Source organism: Niastella caeni, assembly GCF_004834005.1.
In the GTDB taxonomy this organism is placed as follows: domain Bacteria; phylum Bacteroidota; class Bacteroidia; order Chitinophagales; family Chitinophagaceae; genus Niastella; species Niastella caeni.
The window spans coordinates 100220-115964 of sequence record NZ_STFF01000004.1; the positions used below are offsets into that span (position 1 = coordinate 100220).

General features: G+C 44.1%; 17 protein-coding genes. 8 read left to right on the forward strand and 9 right to left on the reverse strand.

The window, feature by feature from the left end:
- Positions 1-27 precede the first annotated feature (27 nt).
- The 4 genes from FAM09_RS15305 to pdhA all read right to left on the reverse strand — a co-directional run bounded on the left by FAM09_RS15305 (position 28) and on the right by pdhA (position 3160).
- Positions 28-747, reverse strand: a complete 720-nt coding sequence (locus FAM09_RS15305; RefSeq protein ID WP_136578005.1) for a (Fe-S)-binding protein — start codon at positions 745-747, stop codon at positions 28-30.
- Positions 748-813: 66 nt separating this feature from the next.
- Complete coding sequence (ribH, locus tag FAM09_RS15310; RefSeq protein ID WP_136578006.1) at positions 814-1320, reverse strand: 6,7-dimethyl-8-ribityllumazine synthase; 507 nt, start codon at positions 1318-1320, stop codon at positions 814-816.
- Positions 1321-1415: 95 nt separating this feature from the next.
- Complete coding sequence (locus FAM09_RS15315) at positions 1416-2111, reverse strand: tetratricopeptide repeat protein (protein ID WP_136578007.1); 696 nt, start codon at positions 2109-2111, stop codon at positions 1416-1418.
- 53 nt (positions 2112-2164) lie between these two features.
- Positions 2165-3160, reverse strand: a complete 996-nt coding sequence (pdhA, locus tag FAM09_RS15320) for a pyruvate dehydrogenase (acetyl-transferring) E1 component subunit alpha (protein WP_136578008.1) — start codon at positions 3158-3160, stop codon at positions 2165-2167.
- A 921-nt stretch (positions 3161-4081) separates the two neighbouring features.
- Between pdhA and recF the strand changes: the two genes are divergently transcribed.
- From recF to FAM09_RS15355, 7 genes are all read left to right on the forward strand, one after another.
- Positions 4082-5164 carry a DNA replication/repair protein RecF gene (recF, locus tag FAM09_RS15325; RefSeq protein ID WP_136578009.1) on the forward strand — a complete coding sequence of 361 codons (1083 nt, stop codon included), beginning with the start codon at positions 4082-4084 and terminating at the stop codon, positions 5162-5164.
- A gap of 177 nt (positions 5165-5341) precedes the next feature.
- Positions 5342-5623, forward strand: a complete 282-nt coding sequence (locus tag FAM09_RS15330) for a DUF721 domain-containing protein (RefSeq protein WP_136578010.1) — start codon at positions 5342-5344, stop codon at positions 5621-5623.
- 182 nt (positions 5624-5805) lie between these two features.
- Positions 5806-6036 (forward strand): HTH domain-containing protein, encoded by a 231-nt coding sequence (locus FAM09_RS15335; protein WP_136578011.1) that lies wholly within the window; start codon positions 5806-5808, stop codon positions 6034-6036.
- Between the two features lie 92 nt (positions 6037-6128).
- Positions 6129-6356: an HTH domain-containing protein gene (locus tag FAM09_RS15340; protein WP_136578012.1), complete on the forward strand. Its 228-nt coding sequence runs from the start codon at positions 6129-6131 to the stop codon at positions 6354-6356.
- Positions 6357-6447: 91 nt separating this feature from the next.
- On the forward strand, positions 6448-7017 hold the full coding sequence (locus tag FAM09_RS15345; RefSeq protein ID WP_136578013.1) for a hypothetical protein: 570 nt from the start codon (positions 6448-6450) through the stop codon (positions 7015-7017).
- Positions 7018-7211: 194 nt separating this feature from the next.
- Positions 7212-8216, forward strand: coding sequence for a bestrophin family protein (locus FAM09_RS15350; RefSeq protein WP_136578014.1), 1005 nt, complete (start codon positions 7212-7214; stop codon positions 8214-8216).
- A gap of 12 nt (positions 8217-8228) precedes the next feature.
- Positions 8229-8870, forward strand: coding sequence for a carbonic anhydrase (locus FAM09_RS15355; protein ID WP_136578015.1), 642 nt, complete (start codon positions 8229-8231; stop codon positions 8868-8870).
- A gap of 94 nt (positions 8871-8964) precedes the next feature.
- Here FAM09_RS15355 and FAM09_RS15360 read toward each other — a convergent pair whose 3' ends face one another.
- The 3 genes from FAM09_RS15360 to FAM09_RS15370 form a co-directional block, all read right to left on the reverse strand.
- Complete coding sequence (locus tag FAM09_RS15360; RefSeq protein WP_136578016.1) at positions 8965-9861, reverse strand: SMP-30/gluconolactonase/LRE family protein; 897 nt, start codon at positions 9859-9861, stop codon at positions 8965-8967.
- A gap of 128 nt (positions 9862-9989) precedes the next feature.
- Positions 9990-11039 (reverse strand): ABC transporter permease, encoded by a 1050-nt coding sequence (locus FAM09_RS15365; RefSeq protein ID WP_136578017.1) that lies wholly within the window; start codon positions 11037-11039, stop codon positions 9990-9992.
- Between the two features lie 125 nt (positions 11040-11164).
- Positions 11165-12307 carry a BT_3928 family protein gene (locus FAM09_RS15370; RefSeq protein ID WP_136578018.1) on the reverse strand — a complete coding sequence of 381 codons (1143 nt, stop codon included), beginning with the start codon at positions 12305-12307 and terminating at the stop codon, positions 11165-11167.
- A gap of 206 nt (positions 12308-12513) precedes the next feature.
- Here FAM09_RS15370 and folP point away from each other — a divergent pair, with 206 nt between their 5' ends.
- A complete protein-coding gene (gene folP / locus FAM09_RS15375; protein WP_136578019.1) occupies positions 12514-13335 on the forward strand; it encodes a dihydropteroate synthase in 822 nt (273 codons plus the stop codon).
- Positions 13336-13565: 230 nt separating this feature from the next.
- Here folP and FAM09_RS15380 read toward each other — a convergent pair whose 3' ends face one another.
- Positions 13566-14531, reverse strand: coding sequence for an FKBP-type peptidyl-prolyl cis-trans isomerase (locus FAM09_RS15380; RefSeq protein WP_166437167.1), 966 nt, complete (start codon positions 14529-14531; stop codon positions 13566-13568).
- Between the two features lie 119 nt (positions 14532-14650).
- Positions 14651-15658 carry a DHH family phosphoesterase gene (locus tag FAM09_RS15385; RefSeq protein ID WP_136578021.1) on the reverse strand — a complete coding sequence of 336 codons (1008 nt, stop codon included), beginning with the start codon at positions 15656-15658 and terminating at the stop codon, positions 14651-14653.
- Positions 15659-15745: the final 87 nt, after the last annotated feature.

The window sequence follows — 15745 nt, forward strand, 5'->3', positions numbered from 1 at the left end:
TTTGCCAATTGTCTATTGCCTATTGAATCACCATCCACTCGCTAACACATCTGCAATATGCATGGTTTGTAATCCCATTTCTTTTTTGCGAATATGCCCATCGATGTGCATCAGGCACGACAGGTCGGTGGATATAATGCATTCAGCCCCGGTGTTCTTTGCATTGATGCTTTTCTGATCGGCCATGCCAATGGAAATGGGATCGAACTTCACCGCAAAGGTACCGCCAAATCCGCAACAGGTTTCCACATCGTTCATCTCTACCAGTTCAAGCCCTTTTACGTTGGATAATAATTTACGTGGTTCCTGTTTGATCTTACATTCACGTAAGCCGGCGCAGGAATCGTGGTAGGTTGCTTTGGTATACAAGCTGGCGCCCACGTTTTCCACCTTCAACACATTTACCATGAAATCGGTGAATTCGTAGGTCCTTTCCTTCAGCTTCTTTACCGCATTCAACTGCGATGTATTTTCAAAAAGCTTTGCGTAATAATTTCTTACAAAACCCACGCAGGAGGCGCTGGGCGCTACTATATAATCAGGAGAGCTGAAATCTTTCATGAATTTGGAACATACTTCACGGGCGTCATCCCAAAATCCGGCATTAAAAGCGGGCTGTCCGCAACAGGTTTGGTTGGTATTATAACTTACGGTACAACCTGCTTTTTCCAGCACTTTAACCATATTAAAGGCTGTTTGCGGATACAATTGGTCTACAAAGCAGGGAATAAATAATTGAACATTCATGGCGAATCCCCTTTTGAAGTTGGCTTACAGGGTGAGCTTCCCTACAGGAAAGACCCTCTCTGTATATCAATAATGGTTTTTAAACGAATGCGTTATTGAGATCATCTTCAGGGCGGTGATCGCGGCTTCTTCTCCCTTATGGCCGTGTTTACCGCCAATGCGTTCCTGCGCCTGCTGATCGGTATCTACGGTTAAGATGCCAAAAATGGTAGGCACCGGTAAGGATAAGTTCAATTGTGTAATGCCGTCTGTTACGCCACGGCAAACATATTCAAAATGTGGTGTATCGCCGCGCAGCACGCAGCCGAGAGCAATGAACGCGTGCGGACGGTCGTCTTTGTATTTATTTGCGTCCCAAAAGCTTTTAATACCGAAAGGAATTTCAAAAGCGCCGGGAACGGTGATCACCTTTACGTTTTTCACGCCTTCACGTTCAAAAACTGTTAAACAGCCTTTTTCCAATTCATCTACAATGGCGGCATTCCATTCGGTGCGTACTATAACAACACAGGCATTCGTGTTTAGAATGCCTGCATCTATCTGTAATAATTTACTATTGCTTACTTCAGCCATATTATTCGGTTTCCGGTTCCCGGTTTCCAGTTCCCAGTTCTTTCCGATTATGTCGAGACCAGTTTTCAAATTCCGGCAACTGGTACCTGGTAACCTTAATTCAAGTCGCCCAGTTTACCTAAATATTTATCAACCTCAAATGCACGTTGACTTTGAGGATATTTATCCTTGATCGTGTGCAGCAGCTCGATAGCTTCTTTGTTCTTGCCCAGTTGCTGGTTCAGCATTGCTGCGCGGAACAGGTACTCGGGCGAATTCACATCATCTTTCTCAGACAAAGTTCCGGCCTTTTTATAATAATCGATCGCTTCTTCTTTCTTGCCCAGTTCAGCATAGGCGTCGCCCAGTAAACCGGTGGCGCGTAATTTAACTGCTTCCTGGTCGGTAGAGAAATCTTTCAGGAATTTGATGGCATTGTTATAATCGCCCAGTTGTATGTAGCTGGCGCCAGCGTAAAACGTAGCCAGGTTACCGGCTTTGGTTCCGCTGAATTTTGAACTGGCTTTTACAAAACCAATGTTAACACCATCGCCATTCAGCGCCAGATTAAATGAATCCTGTCTGAAATAGTCTTCTGCTTTCCAGATGGCTTCAGCCGCCTTGGCTTCTGCGGGCGCTTTAAAGAATGTTTTATATGCGAAGTAACCGCCAATAACCACTACCAAACCAACGACTACGGAAGTAATAACTTTATTGTTCTTACCCCAGAAATCGCGGGCGGAATCCACCACTCTTTCTTCGGTTGATTTTTCTACTGGTTGTTCAGGCACTTGTTTTACGTCAGTGGCCATGAATTATCTTGTTTTAGTTGGACAATGTTGTTTGCTTAGGGAAAAGAGTTTATTTAATCTACGATGAACGGATAGTCGGGTGTCATTACAATATCCTTCAACACTTCGTCTTCCGTTGGGATGGGCGACTCTTCTGCAAATTTTACAGCGGCCGCTACACTATCGTTCACGCGTTTATTGATCTGTTCAATTTCGTCTTTGGTTGCGTATTTATTCTTTTGAATAGTGTTGAGCACCAGTTGAATGGGATCGCGTTGTTTGTATTCTTCCACCTCTTCTTTGGTACGGTATTTCTGCGGGTCAGAAATAGAGTGCCCTTTATAGCGGTAGGTTTTAATTTCCAGTAAAGTTGGTCCACCGCCTTCACGGGCTCTTTTTACTGCGCGGGCCATGGCTTCGTGTACCGCTTCTGCGCTCATGCCGTCTACAGAATCGGCAGGCATTTCATATGCATCGGCCAGTTTAAAAATATCGTGTACGTTGCTGGTACGGGTTACCGATGTACCCATGGCGTAATTGTTATTCTCACAAATAAAGATGGCTGGTAATTTCCAGGTCATGGCCATATTGAACACTTCGTGCAAAATACCCTGACGGGCAGCGCCATCGCCAAAGAAGGTCAATGAAACGTTGTCGGTACCTTTATATTTTTCAGCAAAAGCTAATCCGGCTCCGGTTCCAATCTGGGCTCCTACTATACCGTGGCCACCAAAGAAATATTCTTTTTTACCAAAAAAGTGCATGCTACCACCTTTACCCTTGGCGCAACCTGTTGCTTTACCATACAGTTCGGCCATACAGCTTTCGGGACTCATGCCTTTTGCCAGTGCCAGACCGTGGTCGCGGTAAGCGGTTACAAAAGGATCTTCCTGGCGGGTAGCGGTCATAACGCCGGCGGCAATTGCTTCCTGCCCTACGTAGGCGTGGAAAAAGCCGCGGATCTTACCTTCCATTTTATATTTTTCTTCGGCTGCCAGTTCAAATTGACGGATTAATAGCATTAACTCGTACCAATACAAATACGTTTCTTTGGAGAATTTCGAAGCCACTTTATAAAAATTTGAGGTTTTAACCCCGCCGAAGCCTCCCGACTCATCGGGGCAAGCCTGGCAAAGGCGGGTGCAAAGATAAGGGTAAGAAGGGAAATACGAAATGGTGAAATGAGATTTTAAGCCCTATAGACGGTTTGATAGCCAGTTAATTGGATGAAAAAATGGGCAAAATGTGTATTTAGGGCCCTGTTTTCGGCAAAAATGGCAGATTGCCGGTTGCCAGTTACCGGATACCAGTTACCGGTTTCGGGCTTAAGTGCACACTTTCTGAAAGGGATTCAGGATACTTTACAGGAAAGGAGGAATTCTTCCAGGAACTCCGCAATCCTTTGGGGAAATCAAAAAACCTTACGGGAACCCCGCAATCCTTCCGGGAAATCTAAAATCCTTACGGGAAATCCGCAATCCTACCAGGAAATCAAAAAACCTTCCGGGAACTCCGCAATCCTTCCGGGAAATCAGAAAAGTTGTAAGGAATTCGCTATTCCTTACAATAAAGGTCGATGGCAACCCAACATAGATCATAAACAACGTAACAAACCATCAAAACAGCTCAACATTGGCCATAAAAACACGCAACAGTATGCCAAAACAGCTCACAACAGGCCTTTCTATTCAACATAGGTCATAAAATCAGTAACAATCTATCAATGCAGCTCAACGTAGACCACAGATCACGTAACAATCTATCAAAACAATTTAACACAGACCATAAATCACATAACTATATGCCATAACAATTCAACAATGGGCCCTGCAGAACAATAGTAAGCCGAAAATTGAAATGAGTAAGGGGAAATTCAACATATAGTGTGGTATATTGCGCCTTAATTAGTTAGTAAGTTCGAAAGTTATTTAGTTCATAAGTTGATCTGGGAACCGAAAACTAACAACTAAATACCTAAAGAACTAAATAACTTGTTATCTCTAACAAACATATCACTTACCCAATTCAAGAACTACCAACAAAAGCAATTTCCGTTTACAGAACGGATCGTAGGTATTTGCGGCTCGAACGGTGTGGGAAAAACCAACCTGCTGGATGCCATTTATTATTGCTGCTTCACCAAAAGCTATTTTACCCGTAGCGACAGCCAGAATATTTTACACGGCGCTGCCGGGTTCAGGATAGAAGGCCATTTTACCCTGCAGGGCGATCCATTGAAAGTGGTTTGTGTGCTGCGCGAAACCGGTAGAAAGGAATTTTCTGTGAATGAAGAGCCTTACGAAAAACTGGCTACCCATATCGGAAAATTGCCCTGCGTAATTATAGCGCCCGATGATGTGCAAATTATTACCGGTGGAAGCGAAGAACGCCGCCGCCTGCTCGATGCGCTGCTCTGTCAATTAGACGCCTCTTACCTGCAACATTTGATGGATTATAATAAAGTATTGCAGCAACGCAATGGCTTTTTAAAATCAATGGCCGAGAAAAGGATCACCGATTTTAAATTACTCGATGTTTACGACGAGCAACTCACCCGCTACGGCGATTATGTATACCGTAAAAGAAAGGAATTCCTGCTCGGTTTTCTGCCTCTGGTCAAGCAGTTTTATACCCAGATAGCCGGTCATACCGAACCGCTGGAATTACATTATGAAAGCCAGTTACATGACGCTTCTTTTCCGCAACTATTGCAGCGGCTTCGCCAGAAAGATGTGATGGTGCAGCGTACCAGCGGGGGTATTCATCGCGACGACATTAATACCCAGTTGAACAACCAGCCGTTTAAAACCCTGGCTTCGCAGGGACAGCGAAAAAGTCTGCTGTTTGCCATGAAACTGGCCGAATTTGAAACCCTGAAACAGGCCAAACAATTCCCACCCCTGCTCCTGCTCGATGATGTGTTTGAAAAACTCGATGCCGACCGTATGCACAACCTGCTCGATTATGTTTGTGTAAAAAACGCCGGCCAGGTTTTTATTACTGATACCCACCAGGATAGGATAAAATTCCATTTTAATAATTTAGGAATACCGTTTCAATTAATCAGTTTGTAGTTTGTAGTTTGTGGTTTGTGGTTTGTGGTTTTTTAGATCGGGCTGAACTATTAATTTAAACTCGGTAATTTAAGAAGTGTTCTTACCTTCGAGTATCAGTGTGTTGCCTGTCAATAATTAATCCCCGATATAGGGTTCAACGACAAACAACAAACTACAAACAAGAAACAATATACAATGGGTGAATATTCATTAGGAGATGCTTTAAAATACTTTCTCAACCACAGCCGGTTGAAAGGTTCCATACAGGCATTGCAAATTGAAGATGTGTGGGAGCAGATCATGGGCAAAACCATTGCCAAATACACCGACAAGATCCAGATCCAAGGTAAAACGCTTTATATCACTACCAGTATGGCCCCGCTTAAACAGGAACTCCTCTATCAGAAAGAGAACATCATCAAACGCGTGAACGAAACGCTTGGTGAAAATGTCATTACAACCGTAGTTATACAGTAAGTAAATTCCAAAAGACAAATCTCAAGAACCAAAAATAAGAATCAGCCACCGGCTATCGGTCCCGGCTAATGGGGAGCAATGAACACTGGTTAGCCTGATTATTAATCCAATTTTCATTTGTGTTTTAATTGATTAGCTTTAATTTTATCTCCTAGTTAATCAACCACAAAAAACCTTATCGTATGCTTCCCTCATTCGTTACCCGTTTAGAACGGATAAATCACCTCATTCAAATAAGAGCGACGGGCAATCCCAGGGTATTATCACATCGGCTGAACATTTCCGAACGGTCACTTTACCAGTACCTTTCCCTGCTAAAGGAAATGGGCGTTTCCATTGATTACGACCGGCACCGGGAAACATATTTCTACCCCCAGGGCGAACCTTTTTCCCTGCGGTTCCAGAAAAAATAATACTTACAGGCTAGAAATTAAAACCAGCACTGGTTCAGGCAATGTAAGCCTGCCCGTGTTAAAGGCCAGGGGTTACCATAAACGGTTTACCCATGAAAATATATTTTTATCGCATCAGCGCCATTGACCAATGTATTCAATCAGAATGTACCGGTGATGCGCAAAGGCTGGCAACCCACCTGGGTATTGCCAGAAGTACGCTATTTAAATATTTGAACGATATGAAAGAGCTGGGCGCGCCTATTGACTATTGCAGGAGGCGTAAAACCTTTTATTATAAATACAAAGGTTTTTTTATGCTTCATTTCAGGCAACGTTGAAGAGTCTGTTTATACTGCAGTGCCCTCTTTTAATTTTACGTACACCGGAAACCGGTATACAATCTTATCTTATAACCAAAAAATCTTTATTATGAAATGTAACTCATTTGTCAGGTTCTGTGCCGCTGCCTTATTATTGTGCGTGTTGCAGGTGAATGCCATGTATGCAAACAATGGCGGTACACAAGCTGCAGCACCTGCCCCGAAAAAATCTGGTTGGAATGTAAGCCTGCAATCGCTGAAAAAATTTGATGAAGTGCAAACCATCATGGCAAAGCTCCAAAGCCAATCGAAAGTAAAGGGCAGCACCGCTGTAACAAATTCAAGCCTCACCAATTACAGGCCCAACGGCGACGTGGTTGATATGGCCTGGCTGGAAGTAACGTTTACCGATGGCACGCCTACTGCTTATTTAAATGCGTTCGGTAGTAAAATAGTGGTGTCATACGGTCAAACAGATGCCTTTACGTTACCTGATCTTCATAATGTTGCCAGTATTACATTACGCCATTTCGGTTCTTACTTTTGGGGCAATGAATATGCTACCATACAAGCCTCCAGTGGTGGCCCTACGTACATGAACGATAGTCCTCAGGGCGACAGACTTGATTGGAGTATCAATGCCAGCCTTACCGGTGGCCTTACAATAATTATCTATTAATATCGCAATAAACTAACTGCTACAGAAGGCTGTTTCACAATGCGAGACAGCCTTTTTTGCATTCAGCCAATAGTTACCAATTAAAAATTTGCTTCGTAAATATTTTAGTGCAAATTTGCCGTGAGTGAATATGTGCTTCATAAGAATAATTGTTTGCGCCGCATTTATTTTTTAACCATGCTAATTGACTGAATATGCATTCGGGAAGACACTATACCATAAAGGAATTTATATACTGGACGCGCAGGAAAATTTACATACTTATAATCCTGGCCGTTTTACCAACGGTTTTATATGTAACAACCGGCTGCACGTGGATCGCTCTTCCCTGGCCTCCTATTGTGCTGGTTGGTACGGCTGCAGCGTTGGTTGCCGGTTTTCGCAATAATGCTACGTATGGCCGTTCCTGGGAAGCCCGGCAAATATGGGGAAGAATAATAAATTCAAGCCGCGCTTTTGGCATTGCGGTGATCGATTTTATTCGTCATCCGCAGGAAAATACATTAAAAGAGGTGCATCAGCGAATAATATACCGCCATCTTGCGTGGATCACAGCCCTGCGTCATCAACTCAGGGAAAAAAGGCAATGGGAAAATGCCCGGATCAACCCGGAGTATATCGAATACCAGAAATTGTATCCCGTGCCTGAATGGGAAACTTCGATGGTGGAAGACCTGAAAGAATTTTTGATGGAAGAAGAATGGCAATCGATCAAAGGCAAAAAGAATATTGCCACGCAGGTAATGGCCCTGCAGTCAACTGATCTCAGAAAGCTTGCTGAACAGGGTATGATCACCGAACTGAAATACCTGGAATTGCAGCAACTGCTTAAAGAACTGTATGATCACCAGGGCGGCAGTGAGCGCATCAAGAACTTTCCCTACCCGCGCCAGTATTCCAGCCTCAGCCGGATCTTTTTTGCCATCTTTAGCATTTTGCTACCGTTGGGAATGCTCAATGAATTTTCCAAACTGGGAGGTTATTTTATCTGGCTTAATATTCCTTTCAGCATTTTGGTAAGCTGGATCTTTATCACGTTGGATTTAATTGGGGAAAGTACCGAAAATCCGTTTGAGGGCGCTGCCAACGACGTTCCTATCAGTACCATCAGCCGCACGATTGAGATAGATCTGAAAGAAATGCTGGGGGTAGAAAAGATACCGCCGGCCCGTGTAGCTAACAATTTTATTCAAATGTAAACCTTTCCATATATGCTTTCCTACGACCAGATTTTTGAGAACAACCGCACCTGGGTTAGTCAGCAAACGGAAAAAGATGCCAATTTCCTCAACAAACTGGCCCAGGATCAGCAACCTGAATACCTGTACATCGGCTGCAGCGACAGTCGCGTAACCGCCGAAGAAATTATGGGCGCCGGTCCCGGCCAGGTGTTTGTACATCGTAACATTGCCAACCTGGTAAATAGTACAGACCTCAACGTTATGTCGGTTTTGAATTATGCCGTTCGTCACTTACACGTTAAACACATCATTGTGTGCGGGCATTACAACTGCGGCGGGGTGAAAGCAGCCATGCAACCTATTGACATGGGTATATTGAATCCATGGCTCCGTAATATAAGAGATGTTTATCGCCTGCATGAAACAGAACTGGACAGCATTGCTGATCCTGCGCTTCGCTACAACCGGCTGGTAGAATTGAACGTAATAGAACAGGCCACCAACCTTATTAAAACAGCCGCCGTGCAGCTTTCTTATAAAGAAAAAGGATTTCCTGTTGTGCACGGCTGGGTGTTTGACCTGCACAATGGCTTGTTAAAAGACCTGCATATTGATTTTGAGGGAATACTGGAGAGAATGCAAAAGATCTATAACCTTACCGGTAATAGCTGATCGAATTATTATTGCCAATTGGCTATTGCTATTGTAAATTGGCAATAGCCAATTGGTTCTTCTCGTTGCCCTTATACCTTGTTGCCTCTTTGCCTTATTTTCCTTGAATATCCGTCCGAAACTTCTCAATACACTTTCTATCCTGTAAGGTAACAAAACAGGTTCTTTCGTCTTTGCCGCCGAAAGTAATATTGCTTACATCTTTACCTTTCAGTTCCACCTCCTGTATCTGACGGCCGCCGTCGTTGAAAATGGCAACCGTTCCTTTACCATGTCGCGTAATGTATAAGTTGCCCTTGCTGTCGCATTTCATGCCATCCATGCCATAATCGGTAAAGGTGGCAAAGGTGCGTTCGCTTTTAATATTGCCTTTATCGTCGAGTTCAAATGCCCATACCTTACGTTGAATGCTTTCATTCACATACAATGTTTTTTCATCGGGACTCAGGCAAATGCCATTGGTTGTGCCCATGTTCTCTTTCAGCAATACGGCTTTGCGGTCTTTTCCTATTTTCCAGATCTGGCCGGTTTGTTTTTGCCAGTTGGGGTCTGATGCATATACAATGCCTTTTTTGCTGATGCAAAGGTCATTGGGTTGGTTAAACCGGTCGTCGTGGCAATAAACGCTTGTCGCTTTGGTATCAGGATCAACTTCCAGCACGTTATGCTCCACAAAATCAGCTACCAGCATATGCCCATCCGCGTTAAAGCGAATGCTGTTGCCCACGCTTTTGCCAGGCAGAGTAACAAACAATTCCACTTTCCCGTCGGGTTGAACCAGTCCAATAGTGCCGTCCTTTTGAAAATTCACAACAAACAACCTTCCCTCTTTGTCAACTGCCGGTCCTTCACAATTATTGGTAAATAAATTTTCCGCGGTATGATCGTACGCGCGGAACAAGGATTTACTGAATTCCTTTTGCGGGTTATGTTTTCTATGGCAAGCTGTTACAAGTACAATAGCGGCTGTGGTTATAAAAAGTTTATGCATAAATATTTTGTTCTGAATTCTAAATAAAATCAGCTGCAAGCTACAAGCTTCACGCTGCAAGCAATACAATTTGAGTTCAGCATTTCGCTTGAAGCTTATAGCTGGTCTTCCATTAGCAAATTAGCACATTATTCTAACCGTACTCTGGGGTCTACCACCGCATACAACACATCGGCCAGTACATTTACCAGTATAAAAAAGCAGGACGTGATCAATACCGATCCCATCACTACCGGGAAATCGAGTTTTTCCAACGCATCTACCGTTACTTTACCTATCCCCTTCCAGCCAAAAATGTATTCCACAAAGAAGGCGCCGGCCAGCAGTTCGGCAAACCACCCCGTAATAGCGGTGATCACCGGGTTAAGCGCATTGCGCAAAGCATGCTTCCATACCACCACGCTTTTTGATAATCCTTTTGCATATGCTGTACGAATATAATCCTGGTTCAGCACATCGAGCATGGCACTGCGTGTTAACTGCGTAATAATTGCGAGCGGACGAATACCCAACGTAAGTGCAGGCAACCACAGGTTTTGTAATGACCAATACGGCTGACCGGTAATTTCATCCATATCGCGCCAACTGCCGGTCATATGTAAACCGGTGTACTGGCTCCAGACAAAACCAAACAGGTAGGCAATTACAATGCCCATAAAGAATGAAGGCGCCGAAATACCCAGCACGCTGGTAAAAATGGCGGAGGTATCCATCCAGGTGTCTTTCTTCACCGCGGCCAATACGCCCAGCGGAATGCCAATAACAATGGCAATGCACATGGCGGCAATGGCCAGCAGCAGGGTACCGGGCAAAGCTTCCATCAATACTTCGCCTACATTTTTCTTGGTTTGATAAGAACGCCGCAGGTATGGCACTTTAATAGCCAGGTTAATACCGCTGCCTATAAAGAATCCTTTCAATTGCTTTTTCTCTATTTCGCTGTCGGTATGTATGGCCAGTGGCGACAGATCGTTCACGAACAGCACGAACTGTTTCCATTTCGGTTGATCGAGATACAGCTCGCGGCGGATGTTTTCTTGTGTAGCGGCATCAGCCCGCTGCCCCATTACGAGCCGCGAGGGATCGGCAAAACCCTGAAACAATAAAAATACCAGCACAATAACGCCGAGCATTACAAGCAGGCCGTATAAAATTCGTCTTATGAAATATTTTATCAATTGTGCTAGTTTTTTCAGTTAGCTAGTGGCTAGTAGTAAGTGGCTAGTAGGAGTTCCATTCAGAACTCGCTATCCTATTCTGCCTTTCCCCACTCACTACTCGCCACTCACTACTCGCTTTCAAGCTACTCGCCATTCGAGCTATTTCCAGGTAAATTATTTATAACCAACAACGCATTTTCAAGATCCGCATAACTCCATTTATTTACAATAGTTCCTTTTTTAATTAAAAACAAAGTCGGGTTGGTACGGGCGGCTGTTTTAATGGCGGTGGCGTCACAACGCAACGGGGTAAACGCATAAAACACATCGGGTGGATTGTTGCGCAGGGTTTCAATAGGGATATTGGTAACAAGGTATCCTTTTATGTGTTTTTGTTCAGCGCCCCGCATAACCACATTCAGATCGTTGGTCCATTTACCGGTTGTATAGCCGTTTTTCAAAAACAGGTATAACTGGTATTGGTCTTCATTCAGCAACGCCTGCGTGGTATCGTTGCCAAAAAATGTTTGCAGTGCAAAATCTTTAATGGCCGGCGAGGCATTGCCTTTGCGCACCACTTTATCGTACCGCTTTACAAATTTATAGGTTGCCTCATCATAATCGGCCGGAAAGTTATCGGCTGTAAATTCTACCTGTTTTCCTGCTTTTTCATATACAAAACTGATAACGGTGCTATCGGGTATAGAACCGGGCGGCGCCTGCATTTTTTCAGGAATATTATTGCCGATCTTATACGGCAAACAATCCTTTACAGGCAGGTGTAACAGTACGTACCACTGAAAAGCAAAGGAGAAAACGGTGGTAAAGAAAAGGGCTACAAGACTGTACATCGTATTTAAAGAAGGGGTGATCTTGTTTCGTTGCCAGAAAATAAAGCCGATCATTACCAGCAGGATCAGGTCTTTCATAAAAGACTGGTCGGCGGTTAAGGGAATGCAATCGCCAAAGCAACCGCATTCACGTATTTTTCCGCTGAACAGCGCATAACCCGTCAAAAAGGTAAAAAACACGATCAGCAGCAACAGCAGCCAACTGAACAAACGCATTTGCCAGCCTACCAGCACGGCCACGCCGGCAATGATCTCAAACGCGATCATGGCTACCGAAAAGGTCAGTGTATAATTATCGAGAAAGCTCCAGCCCCACACTTCAAAAAATTCCTGCATTTTATAGCTCAGTCCAAGGGGGTCATTGGCTTTTACCAATCCGGAGAAAATAAACAGAACGCCTACGATGATACGGGTAATGGTAAGTAAAATTCTCATATAGAATATTGTGTGGTGATGGCTAGTGGTAAATGGTAAGTGGCTAGTAGGACTTCCATTTCGAAACTCGCTATTATTTGCAGTTTTCCTGCCTGCATTTCCCCTCTCGCCACTAGCTACTTGCTACTAGCCTTTCATTAATAATCAAATGTAACAAACAAATGAGTATGTTACATTTGTGAATAAAAATAACGAACAAACCATAAATGTATACGCTGAATTGTAAAGGCCGCTTACTGGTTACGGAGAAACCGTTGGTGATGGGCATTATTAATACCACGCCCGATTCGTTTTATGAAGGAAGCCGGTTTATGGGCGAATCCGGCATTTTAAAACAGGCCGAACACATGCTGCAGGCCGGCGCCGATATCCTGGATATTGGCGGACAGAGCACCAGGCCCAACAGCACCCAGGTAACGCCCGATGAAGAACTGCAACGGGTTATTGGTGCTATTGAATCATTGCGTTTTAATTTCCCGGAAGCCGTAGTTTCTATTGACACGTATTATGCGCGCGTAGCGGCGGAGGCAGTGGCAGCCGGCGCTTCAATAGTTAATGATATCAGTGCGGGCACTATCGACCCGCTTATGCTCTCCACTACAGGCCGCCTGCAGGTTCCCTATGTATGTACACATATGAAAGGTACGCCGGCTACCATGCAACAACATGCCACCTACGACAACGTAACCCGCGAGGTGCTTGATTTCTTTATTCAAAAGATTGCCGAATGCCATGCCGCCGGCATTACCGATATGATCATCGATCCGGGCTTTGGTTTTGCCAAAACGCCTGCCCATAATTTTACCCTGTTGAAGAACCTGGCGGCATTGAAAATGCTCGATAAACCCATCCTCATCGGTCTTTCCCGCAAATCGACCATCTATAAAACCCTGGGCATAACCGCAGAGGAAGCCCTTAATGGAACTACGGTGTTAAATACCGTCGGATTACTACATGGTGCAAATATTATAAGAGTACATGATGTGAAGGAGGCGAAAGAAGCAATAGAATTAGTTTGTTGTTTGTAGTTTGTTGTTTGTTGTTTGTTGTTTGTTGTTTGTTGTTTGTTGTTTGTTGTTTGTTGTTTGTTGTTCGTTCACTGTTCGGCAGCCTTACATATTATGTAGCCTCAAAAAATGAGAAAAGGTATGCTATCAATAGATAACATACCTTTTAGTTTATTTTGCGGTGCGTTATAGTAAAGACTTCTCAAAGCGCGTCAGCAACTACAAACTATAAACAATAAACCATAAACTTCTTAATGCTTATGTCCATCACCTGCGCCATGTTGTTGAGGAGGCATTGGCATTCCGGGAGGCATAGCTTGTTTAGGCGCTGAATCACTTACATTCACCACTTCAATATCAAAAACAAGGTTTTCGTATTGTTTTCCGCCAGGACCAGGTTGTGCACCATAGGCCATGAAGAACGGAATGTACAGTGTACCTTTTCCACCCTTTTTGAAATATTTCAAACCTTCATCCCAACCAGGAATTACGGCGTGTGTGCCAACTACCACATCGAAAGGTTGTTTACCGGCTTCCATGTTGGTTTCAAACACTTTCATAGAAGGGAATGATTTACCGGTATAACGGATAGAGCAAAATTTACCCGAATCAACCTGGGCGCCATTACCTGGATCTTTTATTTCAACAAAAGTACCCTGAGGCGCTTTCTGGAACTTGATATTGTTTTTGGCGAGGTAGTCTTCCAGTTCTTTTACTTTAGGTCCTTTCAGGTCTTCCTGCTTTTTTTGTTGGCGTTGTTGGGCCTTTTGCATTTCTGCCATCTGGTCTTTTTGGGCAACGCTGTCAACGGTAAATACTTCTATTACTTTAAACGATAAAACGAGCTTATCTTTTGGTTTGATGAACTCTGGCAGCATGCCTTGTTTTTTAGCCAGGCTGTCGGCCAGGCGAATCACTACTGCGCTATCGCCTTTGTGCAGCAGGGTGAATATTTCCTGTGGATCGTATATCGGCCCTACGCTGTCGACCTTTGCATAAAAAGGCATTTGATCTTCGGAGCTGGCAAGTACGGAATCTCTTAATTTATGTACAAACGTGAGTTTTATAACATCACCCCGTTTTACTGCAGGTCCATTACCGGAAGAGACGATCTTATAAAGCAAGCCGCTTTTTGTTTTTTTGAACCCACTGTTCTTACAGGCCGTTCCCAATAACAATAAAGAGAGGGCACTTAATAAAATAGTTGTTTTTTTCATCTGAGAATATTTATTGTCTTTTGGCCAGATGGATCTTACCATGCCAAAATTTTCATAGACTGTTGTATGATAATGAAAATTTTGTCATGGACGATTCATCTGCTTATTTAAATAAAGTTTTATTGTAATTGCAACTCGTTTTTCTTCATAGCCTCAATGAAATGCTGAACGGTAACATCGAGCGAATCGCTGCTGCGGCCACCGGCAGCATTGTAATGACCACCGCCTTCAAAATAGGTGCGGGCAAAAGTATTTACATCGAAATCGCCTTTGCTGCGGAAGCTCCATTTCCGTTCCTCATCGCGGTCAATTACCAGAGCGGCCAGTTTTATGCCCTGGATGCTTAAAGGATAGTTCACCAGCCCTTCGGTATCGCCGGTTTTAATTTCATATCGCAATAAGTCTTTTTTGGGAATGGAAATAAGCGCAGTATTATATTCATAGAACAGGTCCATCCGGTGCAGCAGAATGTGCCCGATGAAGCGGAGCCTGTTCTCCAGGAAGTTATCGTAAATGTTCTCATGCACCAGGGTATGTTGTAACCCGCGATCTTTCAGGTCGGCTACCATCCGGTGAACGGAGGCGCTGGCCGAACCAAAACGGAACGACCCGGTATCGGTCATAACACCGGCATATAAGCAATCGGCCATAGCCGGGGTAATGCGGTCGCTATAACCGGATTGTACAATAAAATCATACACCATTTCGCAGGTGCTGCTTTTACCGGTATCACTGATGCCCCAGGTATAGGTGCCCATTTCGGGTTGCTGGTGATGATCGATCAGAATGCGGTCATAAGCGCCCTGGCGTAAGGAGTTAGCCATATGCTTGGTGCGTATGAGCACATTGAAATCGAGGCAGAAAACCCATTGCGCCTGTTGTAAGGCGGCTTCTCCCCTGTCGCGCTGCAGTTCATAATCAATAACGGTAGAGGCGCCTGGCATCCAGTCGAGCCATTTAGCCCAGTTGGTAGGCGAAATTATGGTTACCGAATGGCCAAAGGATTTAAGGAAATGATACATGGCCAGGGAACTGCCCATGGCATCCGCATCAGGTTTCTGATGCGTGGTAATCACCACATTACGTGGGGTAGTTAAAAGTGGATATATCTCTTGTATAGGTTTCATGAAACGGCAGCAAAGTTGCGGAAATAAAGTCCAACAGCCAAAATAGTTTGTGGTTTGTGGTTTATGGTTTGTGGTTGCTGCCGCGCT

Coding starts and splice junctions, on each gene's coding strand:
- FAM09_RS15370 (WP_136578018.1), bottom strand. CDS start 12,307: ATGAGAATTTTACTTACCATTACCCGTATCATCGTAGGCGTTCTGTTT.
- FAM09_RS15305 (WP_136578005.1), bottom strand. CDS start 747: ATGAATGTTCAATTATTTATTCCCTGCTTTGTAGACCAATTGTATCCG.
- FAM09_RS15315 (WP_136578007.1), bottom strand. CDS start 2,111: ATGGCCACTGACGTAAAACAAGTGCCTGAACAACCAGTAGAAAAATCA.
- FAM09_RS15335 (WP_136578011.1), top strand. CDS start 5,806: ATGCTTCCCTCATTCGTTACCCGTTTAGAACGGATAAATCACCTCATT.
- ribH (WP_136578006.1), bottom strand. CDS start 1,320: ATGGCTGAAGTAAGCAATAGTAAATTATTACAGATAGATGCAGGCATT.
- FAM09_RS15330 (WP_136578010.1), top strand. CDS start 5,342: ATGGGTGAATATTCATTAGGAGATGCTTTAAAATACTTTCTCAACCAC.
- FAM09_RS15345 (WP_136578013.1), top strand. CDS start 6,448: ATGAAATGTAACTCATTTGTCAGGTTCTGTGCCGCTGCCTTATTATTG.
- FAM09_RS15385 (WP_136578021.1), bottom strand. CDS start 15,658: ATGAAACCTATACAAGAGATATATCCACTTTTAACTACCCCACGTAAT.
- FAM09_RS15350 (WP_136578014.1), top strand. CDS start 7,212: ATGCATTCGGGAAGACACTATACCATAAAGGAATTTATATACTGGACG.
- FAM09_RS15340 (WP_136578012.1), top strand. CDS start 6,129: ATGAAAATATATTTTTATCGCATCAGCGCCATTGACCAATGTATTCAA.
- folP (WP_136578019.1), top strand. CDS start 12,514: ATGTATACGCTGAATTGTAAAGGCCGCTTACTGGTTACGGAGAAACCG.
- FAM09_RS15360 (WP_136578016.1), bottom strand. CDS start 9,861: ATGCATAAACTTTTTATAACCACAGCCGCTATTGTACTTGTAACAGCT.
- FAM09_RS15380 (WP_166437167.1), bottom strand. CDS start 14,531: ATGAAAAAAACAACTATTTTATTAAGTGCCCTCTCTTTATTGTTATTG.
- FAM09_RS15355 (WP_136578015.1), top strand. CDS start 8,229: ATGCTTTCCTACGACCAGATTTTTGAGAACAACCGCACCTGGGTTAGT.